The sequence below is a fragment of the Pseudomonas sp. KCJK8993 genome (assembly GCF_046230915.1).
GTDB lineage: Bacteria > Pseudomonadota > Gammaproteobacteria > Pseudomonadales > Pseudomonadaceae > Aquipseudomonas > Aquipseudomonas piscis.
In genome coordinates, this window is record NZ_JBJJLO010000016.1 from 23,224 (window position 1) to 33,350 (window position 10,127).

The 10,127-nt window shown below is 65.0% G+C and carries 8 protein-coding genes; 4 read left to right on the forward strand and 4 right to left on the reverse strand.

The genetic code is table 11. The features are described 5' to 3' along the window. Window positions 1-159 precede the first annotated feature (159 nt). Window positions 160-3,207: an aminotransferase class III-fold pyridoxal phosphate-dependent enzyme gene (locus ACK6AU_RS07920; protein WP_409298642.1), complete on the reverse strand. Its 3,048-nt coding sequence runs from the start codon at window positions 3,205-3,207 to the stop codon at window positions 160-162. A 139-nt stretch (window positions 3,208-3,346) separates the two neighbouring features. Here ACK6AU_RS07920 and ACK6AU_RS07925 point away from each other — a divergent pair, with 139 nt between their 5' ends. From ACK6AU_RS07925 to ACK6AU_RS07940, 4 genes are all read left to right on the forward strand, one after another. Continuing rightward, a complete protein-coding gene (locus tag ACK6AU_RS07925; RefSeq protein ID WP_185700131.1) occupies window positions 3,347-3,787 on the forward strand; it encodes an Lrp/AsnC family transcriptional regulator in 441 nt (146 codons plus the stop codon). Window positions 3,788-3,957: 170 nt separating this feature from the next. Continuing rightward, window positions 3,958-4,464 carry a sigma-70 family RNA polymerase sigma factor gene (locus ACK6AU_RS07930; RefSeq protein WP_185700132.1) on the forward strand — a complete coding sequence of 169 codons (507 nt, stop codon included), beginning with the start codon at window positions 3,958-3,960 and terminating at the stop codon, window positions 4,462-4,464. Continuing rightward, window positions 4,461-5,426 (forward strand): FecR domain-containing protein, encoded by a 966-nt coding sequence (locus tag ACK6AU_RS07935; RefSeq protein WP_409298645.1) that lies wholly within the window; start codon window positions 4,461-4,463, stop codon window positions 5,424-5,426. The genes ACK6AU_RS07930 and ACK6AU_RS07935 overlap by 4 nt, the downstream gene beginning before the upstream one ends. Window positions 5,427-5,524: 98 nt before the next feature. After that, window positions 5,525-8,359: a TonB-dependent receptor domain-containing protein gene (locus ACK6AU_RS07940; RefSeq protein WP_409298647.1), complete on the forward strand. Its 2,835-nt coding sequence runs from the start codon at window positions 5,525-5,527 to the stop codon at window positions 8,357-8,359. An 83-nt stretch (window positions 8,360-8,442) separates the two neighbouring features. Here the strand turns inward: ACK6AU_RS07940 and ACK6AU_RS07945 are convergent, their stop codons facing one another. The 3 genes from ACK6AU_RS07945 to ACK6AU_RS07955 all read right to left on the reverse strand — a co-directional run bounded on the left by ACK6AU_RS07945 (window position 8,443) and on the right by ACK6AU_RS07955 (window position 10,096). Further along, a complete protein-coding gene (locus tag ACK6AU_RS07945; RefSeq protein ID WP_409298649.1) occupies window positions 8,443-8,937 on the reverse strand; it encodes an OsmC family protein in 495 nt (164 codons plus the stop codon). Window positions 8,938-9,012: 75 nt separating this feature from the next. Then, window positions 9,013-9,426, reverse strand: coding sequence for a hypothetical protein (locus ACK6AU_RS07950; RefSeq protein ID WP_409298651.1), 414 nt, complete (start codon window positions 9,424-9,426; stop codon window positions 9,013-9,015). 46 nt (window positions 9,427-9,472) lie between these two features. Next, complete coding sequence (locus ACK6AU_RS07955) at window positions 9,473-10,096, reverse strand: TetR/AcrR family transcriptional regulator (protein ID WP_185700137.1); 624 nt, start codon at window positions 10,094-10,096, stop codon at window positions 9,473-9,475. Window positions 10,097-10,127: the final 31 nt, after the last annotated feature.

The following is a 10,127-nucleotide window of genomic DNA, read 5'->3' on the forward strand; positions in this document are numbered from 1 at the left end:
CAGGCCTCGCAAAAAGCTTTGCACAGGCCACCCTGGAAAGCACCAGGCAAGGTGTCCGCCTGCCGGGCACATTGCCGGAATTGGCCGGCACTATGCCGGCGCCGCGTGCAACCCGCGCCGGCCACTGGGTGCAGTCGCTACCGCGCCGTTGCTGGCGGCTTATTGCAGCGCCGCCCGGAAGCTGTCGTCCAGCACCTCCAGCAGGAAGTCGGCGTTCTTCTGGCTGAAGATCATCGACGGGCGCATTTTCAGCACATTGTCGTAGGGGCCTTCGGTGCCGATCAGGATGCCGCGCTCGCGGGCGCCATCGGCGACCTTCCGGGCCAGCTCGGTGGCGGGGCGCTTGCTCTTGCGATCGGTCACCAGCTCTATGCCCAGGAACAGCCCCAGCCCGCGCACATCGCCAATGGCCTCGTAGCGTTGTTGCAGCCGGCCAAAGCCTGCGAGCAGGTAATTGCCGATGGTCAGGGCGTTGAGCTTCAGGTCGTCGCGCTCGATCACCTCCAGCACGCTAAGCCCCACGGCGCACGAGACCGGGCTGCCGGCGAAGGTGTTGAAGTACTCCATGCCGTTGTCGAAGCTGTCGGCCAGCTCCCGCGTGGTGACCACCGCCGACAGCGGATGGCCGTTGCCGATGGGCTTGCCCATGGACACCGCATCGGGCACCACCCCCTGGGTCTCGAAGGCCCACCAGTGGCTGCCCACCCGGCCAAAGCCGACCTGGACCTCGTCGGCCAGGCACAGGCCGCCTGCGGCGCGAACCATGGCATAGACCTCCTGCAAGTAGTTCTCCGGGAAGAACAGTTGCCCGGCGACACTGGGAATGGACTCTGCCAGAAAGAACGCCGGCGCTCGACCCTGCTTGCGCATGCTCTGGATCTGTTCGGCCACGCTTTGCGCGAAGCGCTGGCCCAGTTCCTCGAACGGCCAGTCGTCGGCGGCGCGGTACACATCCGGGACGCTGGCCTCGAACACGTGCGCGGCGCGGCCCTTGCCGGCCTTGCGCTTGTACTTGTAGGGGCTCAGGTCGATCAGTTCCTGGGTCGTCCCGTGGTAGGCCCAGTCCAGCACGATGGCCTCGTCGCGCCCGGTGTGATTGCGCGCCATGCGCAGCATCAGGCTATTGGCCTCGCTGCCCGAGCAACCGAAGGAGGCGACCGTCAGCCCCGCGGGCAGGGTGGCGGTGAGCCGCTCTGCATACTCCACGATAGTGTCGTGCAGGTAGCGGGTGTTGGTGTTCAGGCGCGATGCCTGGCGCGCCAGCGCTTGCACCACGTCCGGGTGGCTGTGGCCCAGGTGGCAGACGTTGTTGAAGCAGTCCAGGTAGGCCCGGCCGAAGTTGTCGATCAACCAGACGCCATCGCCGCGCACGAACTTGATCGGGTCCGAATAGGAAATCGACAGGTTGGGCAGCAGCAGCTCCTTGCGCTTGGCCACGATCTCGGCCTTGGTCCTTCCCTCCTGGCTGTAGGTTTCCGCGGGGATGCCGGCCAGGGTCGATGCATCGGGGAACAGGTCGGCCCACACATCCAGGTAGGCCCGCTCGCCAACGCCGATGAACTCGCAGGCCTTGAGCCGGGTGTCGGTGGACATCTGCAGGTGCAGGTGGGGCAGCCAGCCGCCGTTTTCCGTGTCCGCGCCCATGTAGCCCAGCAGTGCGCCGGCTTCCAGGTGGTCGCCGGGCTTCAGGCGCTCCAGGGCTTCGTGGGCCAGGTGGCCCCACAGGGTCAGGAAGGGCGGGCAACCCTGCGGCGCGTGCTCGAGCATGATCAAGCCGCCATAGCCAAGGGGTTCGGATTCCACCTCGACGCTGCGCACCACGCCGGCCACCGGGGTGTACAGCGGGGTGCCGGCGGGCATGATCAGGTCCACGCCGAGGTGGATGATCCGGCGTTGCCCTTCGATGAAGCGCGAGACGAATGCGGCGTCGGTGTAGATGGTCCGCTCTTCGCCCCAGGGGCCGATGCCGAGGGGGACCTTGTGCCGGGCAGAGAAATCGTTCCACCACTGGGCCGCCTCCGCCGGACGTGGGGCGGCCGAGGCGATCGTCATCGCATGGGAGGCGTCCGCGAACGGCACTATGACCTTGTTCAGGGTCGCCGCCGCTGGCCGTACGATATCCGCGAACGACTTGCGGTTGTCCATGACCCAGCGGCGCACCTCGCCGGCGCCTTCCGTGGCGTCATGGCCACAAGCCTTGCGCAGGATCGCCGTCGCCAGTCGCGGGGGCATGCGGTCCAGCCTTTCCAGCAGGCGCCAGGCCGGGGCTTCGCTGATCGCCAGGTAGGGGTTGTCCTGGACTTGCTCTTGCCGCGATGCCGACAAGGTGACGCTGATGACCAGGCGCATGGCGATCAGGTTGAACAGTACATCCAGCTCTTGCGGTTGCAGGGGGAAGCGCTCGTGGAAGCCGGCAGTGAGGGCCGCGGCCGCGCCGATCGGATCTTCCATGTCGAGGATGGCGTAGGCGCAGGCAATGGCGACTTCGGCGATGAGCACCGTATGCAGCGCATCGCCAAAATCGATGATGCCCGCGACCTGCTGGTGGTTCTGCGGGTCGACGAGGATGTTCCAGTCGTTGCCGTCGTTGTGGATGACCTGGGTGCGCAAGCGCGCGAGCTTCGGCTGCACCGTGCTTTGGAAAGCATCGATGAAGCGCTCGAGGATGGCTCTTTTACCGGGGTCCTTGACCAAATGCAGGCGTGACCTGGAGCGTGCGGCGTGGCGCAGGTCCCAGTCCAGGTCCCGTACCGCGCCCGGATGCATGAAGCCCTGCAGTGCGCGATCCAGGTTGCCGAACGCCTGGCCCAGGCTGCGCATCAGCCCGGGCGTGCGCTTGGCCTCGGCCAGGGGCGTGCCGTGCAGCCAGCTGACCAGGCGGACCGCATGGGTCTCGCCGGACGGGGCCAGCGCAGAGGCGAGGAAGTCGCCTGCAAGGCTGGTCTTGAGCTGGGGCACGGCAAGTTCGGGATCGCTGTTGGCGAGGTGGTCGAGGAGGGCCGTTTGCAGCTCGCTTTCGGTGCGCGGTTCGCTGGAGTTGACCACTTTCAGGATCCATCCCGCGTCGGTTCCTGTCTGCAAGCGGAAGTTGCAGTCGCGTTCGCTAGCCAGGGGCGTGGCGGTGCCGGTGACATTGAACAACTGCTCGGCCAGCTGTTCGGCGGCGCTGCTGGAGAACTGCGGGGCGGGATGGCGAAGGTCGGTCATGGCGGCGGTTTTCCAAGTGGTTTTTTTCAGTTAGCTTGGCATGCGCGGCCCGGGTGGGCAGTAGGTATGCGGTCGGCCCTGGCCGGCATATTGTCGGAATCGACCGGCACAAAATCGGTAGCGGACTTGAGGAGTTGCAATGCGCGACCTCGATGCAAAAGATCGCGAAATACTCGAAATCCTGTCCAAGGAAGCGCGGATTGCCTTGAAGGCCCTGGCCGCGCGAATCGGCCTTTCACGAAGCGCCACCAGCGAGCGGGTCATCAACCTTGAACGCAGTGGGGTGATCAGGGGCTACCGGGCCGATATCGGCGAAATCGATGCCCATGTGATTCGCGCCATCTTGCTGGTGAGCCTCAAGCGCACGCCGGCCATGGGCTTGCTCGACGTCCTGGCGCAACACTCGCAGGTGCGCCGCGTCTCCTCGGTCAGTGGCCAGCTCGACCTGGTGATCGAGATCGAGGCGCGGACCATCGATGATTTGAACCGGGTCCGGGACGCCGTGGCCACTCACGAATCGGTCGAGGACATCACCACGGCGGTCGTCCTGCGTCGTGATATCGATCGACAAAGCGCCTGATTCGCCGCGCGGGCCAGATCGGCCGGCAGGCTGCCCTGCCGCCTGGTCTCCCGGTTGCCCGGGCTGTGGGGCAGGCCTATCGCCTGGCTGCAATTGTGGGCTTCGCGGCCTGTACAATCCTTGCCGGCAAATAATAAAATGAGAAGCATTATCATTAATGCGAATCTCCCATGCACGACAACAGCACTGCCTCGCCCGTCGCCCAGTTGTATGTGAACCACCATGGCTGGCTGCGTGGCTGGCTGCACCGGCGCCTGGGGCACAGTGCCGATGCCGAGGACCTGGCCCACGATACCTTCATTCGCGTGCTGCGCTCCAAGGAAGACGTGCATGAGTTGCGCCAGCCCATGGCATTTCTCGCCACCATCGCCAACGGCCTGTTGATCAACCGCTGGCGGCGCCAGGCGATCGAGCGCGCTTACCTGGAAGCCCTGGCGGCGCGACCGGTGGCCGAGGAGCCATCACCGCAGGAGCGGCACCTGATGATCGAGACCCTGCTGGAGCTGGACTCGCTGCTGGTGGGGTTGTCGATGCAGGTGCGGCAGATTTTCTTCCTGTCCCAGCTCGACGGCCTGACCTACCCGCAGATCGCCGCGCAGTTGAACCTGAGCGTGGCCCAGGTGCAGCGGGCCATGGGCAAGGCCTTCAGTGTCTGCTACGCGAGCCGTTTCGAATGAGTGGCATGGCGCTCGATCCACGGGTGCGCGACAGCGCCATCGACTGGCTGGTGCGCTCGCAGTCCGGGCTGATGAGCGTTGGCGAGCAACAGGCCCTGGAGCGCTGGCGGCAGTCCTGCGCCGAACATGAACAGGCCTGGCAGCGGGTCAGCAGCCTGCCATTGTTGTTGCAACCGGGCGTGGGGCTGTTGGCCGATGCGACGGCCCGGCGGACCTTGGAGGCTGCCGGAGCCGATCCTCGGCGGCGCCGGCAACTGCTCAAGTGCCTGCTGGCTTTCGGGTTGCTGGGCGGGGTGTGCTGGCAGGGGGCGGATTCGACCCTGGTGCGCTCGGCCCTGGCCACCTACCGCACAGGTATTGGCGAACGGCGGCGCTGGACTCTGGCCGATGGCAGTGCGTTGTGGCTGAACACCGCCAGTGCGGTCGAGCTCGAGTTCAATGCGCAGCGACGCCACTTGCAACTGATCGAGGGCGAGCTGGCGCTGGATGTGCGTGCGCAGGCTCCGGCACTGCGACTGTTGACTCCCGATGCGTTGCTCCATGGCCATGGTGCCCATCTGCTGGTACGCCATGATTCCCTGGGGACACAGGTCACGGTTTTGCGCGGGCAGGTGCAGGTCGAGGCTCGGCAGCGCCCGGCATTCCTCAGCCTGGAGGCTGGCTGGCGGGCGCGGGTCGACAGCCGTGGCGTCGGGGTGCCGAGTCCGGTCGATCCGTCCCTGGCCCAGGCCTGGCTGCGAGGCATCCTGCCGGCCGAACGCATGCGCCTGGACCAATTGCTGGCCGAGCTGTCGCGCTATCGCACGGGCATCCTGCGGTGCAGCGAAGCGGTGGCGGCCTTGCGGGTGACCGGCAGTTTCCAGTTGGACGACACCGATGCGGCCCTGGCGCTGCTGGTCCGCACGCTGCCCGTGCGTATCGAACGCCGAACCCGCTACTGGGTGACCCTGGTGTCCGCCTGAAAATATTTTTCTTCTGCTGCGCAGTTTTTGCCGAGCTGGCGGGGCCTCCAGGTATTACCCACCGGGGCAGGTGGGTGCCAACCCCCTAGGAGCCTTGCATGACATTCCCCGCCCGTGCCTTGCGCACCCGCACTCTTACCCTGCTTTTTCTCAGCTTGCAGCCACTGGGCAGCGAGCTGGCGTTCGCCGTCGGCGAGCGCCAGTACCAGATCGACGCGGGACCGCTGGATGAGGTCCTGGCGCGCTTCGGAGCCCAGGCCGGGCTCAGCATGGCCGGCAACGCCTTGCTCACCGCAGGCAAGAGCAGCCGGGGCCTGCATGGCGAGTTCACTGCCGAGCACGGCTTGAGCCAGTTGCTGGAGGGCACCGGCCTGGGTTATCAGCGCCAGCCCGGCGGTGGTTATGCCTTGCGCTTGCGCCAGGAGTCGGTAGCCCTGCCAGTGCAGAAGGTCAGGGGCGAGAATCCTGACCAGGACGAGGTCTACCGAGCGCCACGTTCTTCGGTGTACATCTCCAGCGAAGACATGCAGCGCTTCGGCGTGGTTTCGGTGGGCGACATGCTCAAGGGCCAACCCGGCGTACAGGTAGGTGACAGCCGCAATGGCGGTGGCTTGGATGTGAACATCCGCGGCATTCAGGGGCAGAGTCGGGTGGCGGTGACGGTGGACGGTTCGCAGCAGGCACTGGACGTCTATCGTGGCTATGCCGGAACCCAGCAGCGCAGCTACATCGATCCCGACCTGATCAGCGACATCAGCATCGACAAGGGGCCGAGCCTGACTTCCAGCGCCATCGGCGGCACGGTGAAAATGCGCACCATCGGCGTCGACGACATCCTGCGCGAGGGTAAGGATGTCGGCCTGCGCTTGAAGGGCGACCTGTGGAACAACGGCGTCGCGCCGGCCTCGCGCGATGGTCATTCCAGGACCCAGGACCTGTACTCCGAGCCGCACCAGAGCCGTGGTGGCCTGTTCGGTTCGGAAGCGGAAGCCGGCAGCGCCGCGTTCGCCTATCGCCATGACCTGTTCGACGTAGTGGCCGCCTATGCCAAGCGCAACCAGGGCAACTACTTCGCCGGCAAGAAGGGCCAGCACCGCTACCGCGTCTACAACCGCTATGGCGACGAAGAGAGCAGCGTAGCCAAGACCTACAACGCCGGCGAGGAGGTGCTCAACTCCTCGTCACGGACCGAGTCGTTCCTGCTCAAGACCACCCTGCGCCCGGCGGACGGCCACACCTTCGAGTTGGGCTATCGCCGCTACGACGGGCGCATTGGCGAAATCATGCCTTCGGACATCTTCCGTTTCGGCACCGGCGGCATCTACCAGTACCCGTTGGGCCAGACCAAGATCGACACTTATACCGCGCGCTACAACTACCTGCCCGATAACAACCCATTGGTGGACCTGACCGCCAACGTGTGGATGACCGATGCACAGACCAGCCAGCTGACTTCGGTGGCGGCGCCGGCCTCCCAGGCCTATCGCTCGGACCGTAGCTGGAGCCGTCAGGCCGACCAGCGCATCGGTGGCGACTTGAACAACAGCTCACGGTTCAAGACCGACTACGGTGACTTGAAGCTGGACCTGGGCGGTTCGTTCCAGATCGAGGACCTCAAACCACAGAAAGGCGTAGCCACCACCCAGCACGACATCAACGCCAACCGCATGCTGCGCGAAGGTTCGCGGCAGGAGTTCAGCCTCAACGGCAAGCTGGAATACAAGCCAGTGGAGAGCCTCACCCTGTGGGGCGGCGGACGCTACACCTACTACCGCACCAAGGATGAGATTCCCCAGGCCAGCGCCCGCCGCGAGGAGCTCGAACACAAGTACGTGATGGTTTCCAAGCCCGGCAGCTATGGCTACCTGATGTGGTTCCCCGATCAGAACGGCCAGTACACCGATGCCACCGACCCGCGGTTGAACAACGGTACGGTGTTCACCAATACCAACTTCCCATTCGAAGGCACGCCCTACAACCAGTATGGCGCCACCAGCACCAGCGTCTATGGCGCCCAGTTGGGGGAGGTGGTCACCGGCTACGACTACTCCGGCAAGGACCGCAACAGTGGCAGCGCCTTCGCTCCGGCCTTCGGCGTCAACCTGGAAGTGGCCCCCGATACCTTTGTCTACGCCTCCTACACCCAGGGCATGCGCATGCCTTCGCTGTTCGAGACCAGCCAGGGGGTACTGCAGACCATGCCGGGCAAGAACCTCAAGCCCGAGCGCTCGAGCAACTGGGAAATCGGCGCCAGCACGCTGCACAAAGACTTGCTGGTGGACGGTGACTCGGCGGCGATCAAGGTCGCCTACTTCAACAACACCATCAAGAACTACATCACTCGCTACTACGACCCAAGCCCGGGCCTGTGGGGCCTGATGCGCTTCAGCAACACCGACAGCTTCAAGACCAGCGGCCTGGAGCTGCAGACCCGCTACGACGCTGGCCGGGTGTTCGCCGACCTGTCGTCCACCTACTACCTGAAGACCGAAACCTGCGACTCGCAATTCGCCGCTACGTTGCGGGCCACCAGCAACCGCTACCAGCCAACTGCCGATACGCCGAACTGTACCCCGGGCAGTTTCATGGGCTCCTACACCAACACCCAGAACCCGCCGCGGATCGCCGGCAACCTGACCACCGGCTTGCGCTTCTTCGACCAGAGCCTGACGCTCGGTACCCGCATCACCTATACCTCGGGGCCTACCGTCACCGCCGACAAACCCTGGCAGACCGGCGCCACCACCCCGCAGTTGAACTACCGGGAAGTTGCCCTGGTGGATCTGTTCCTCGACTACAAGCTGCAGGATCACGCCAGCTTCAATGTCTCGTTGCAGAACCTCACCGATCGCTATTACCTGGACCCGCTGGCGCAGAGCTTCATGCCCGCGCCGGGGCGCACACTGCGGGTGGGGATGCAGGCGAAGTTCTAAGGACGGGCAAGGAGCGCGTCGGCGTGGGCCGATGCGCTCCTTGGGAGGGTGAACGAGCCGCAGCCGCTCACTCGGTGCGGGGGCTAGAAGGCGATTTCAACGGGCGTCCGGTTGCGGAACAGGTCCATGACCGGGCAAGAGTGGTCAACGCTTTCCTTGAGGGCCATGAGGTCCTCTCTACTGGCGGTGCTATCGAACTTGACTGTCCCGCGTATGTTGGTGAAGCCGGGGCGGGCTTCATCATCGACCGCGAAGAACCCCCTGAGATCGAGTGTCCCTTCAAGGGTGACGCTGACCTCCTTGAGCGGTATCCCGAGGGCGGCCGCATGGAGGTGATAACTGATTTCCTGGCAGGTCGCCAGGGAGGCGAGCGCCATCTCCACGGGGTTGGGACCCTGGTTCGTTCCCCCCAGGTTTTGCGGTTCATCGATATCCAGGACGAACTCGCGGATTTTTACCCGACGATGCAGCGCACCATCGCCGCTGCTGCTCACCGAGAAAGTCGCCGTGGCCTTTCCCGGGTTGGCCCGGAAAAAATCCTGGCTCGAGAGAAACAGTGATTGCAGATGTTCGGACATGCACAGCTCCTTTGTGTTTGCAGGTTCGATGGCTGGATTTGTAGCGAGTGCGGGAGGGTCGTGCAACCCGGATCGTCAGGGTCGCAGGCTGCACCGCGCCTCTTCGGCCTGCAGGCGCAGGATCAGCCCCGACTGGAACTCGATCACCAGGTGGTGAGCGGCGGGGAAGTCGTCGCTGAGGTAGAACTCACTGGTGGCAGCGTCCTGCGGGACCACGCCGATGGCGTGCAGGCAACGATCGTCCTCCGGGCCCCAGGCGCAATCACGGCCATCGGCCGAGAAATAGCTCACGCCGCTGAAGAGCAGGTCGATTGCCTCGGGCTCCTCGGGAGGCACCCAGGGTTCTGGCCATCGGCGAAAGTGCAGGGCCAGGGTGCGGCTCGTAACGTCGTACCGGATAGGCTCGGCCTGGTAGAAGTTGTGCAGGTCGTAGGCGCGGCCCTGTACCTCCACTTCGATGTGTCCTAGCGCGAAATCGTGAAATAGCATGCTCGTCCTCGTTCCGGGAGGCCGTTGGGCGGCCGGGCAGGTGTTTTCAGCTGCCTGGGACCAGGCCTTCCTCCAGCAGGGTCAGGGCGCCGACGATCAGGGCATGCATGCCCTGGATCAGCTCGGCCTCCATCTCCGCCACTTCCGCCAGGCGCTCGGCCTCGAGCTCGGGTTCACGCCCGGACACCGCATACACCGTGTCGGCCACGGCGAAGCAGTGGAACGCCACCGTGGCCAGCAACCAGCGGGCCTGCTGCGGGTCGATGTCATAGGCCTGGGCGATATGCAGCTGGTGCTCGTGGATCTTGTCCAGCATCGGCTGGGTCGCCGCCAACCGGCGAATCATGTAGGGCGTCAAGCCCGGATGCGCCTTGACGAATTCCCGTGCCGAGGTGGCGAACAGGATCAGGTAGTCCTTGAGGCTGGTGCGCTGCTCGGCGTTGGCCCGGGGGATCTGCCAGCGCTGGAACAGCTCCTCGGCGATCAGGCTCTTGAGCGCCTCGAGCCCCGCAATGTGCTTGTACAGCGCCATATGGCTGACGCCCAGGGCGGCGGCGACGCCGACGAAAGTGATGTTCGACAGGCCGATGCCGATGCCGGCATCGGCGATCCGTTCCCGGGTGATGGTGCGCGGGCGCCCGCGCGCCGGGGTTTTCTGTGGCGGTTCCATGGAGAGGTCCTGGCTCGATGAGGCATGACTT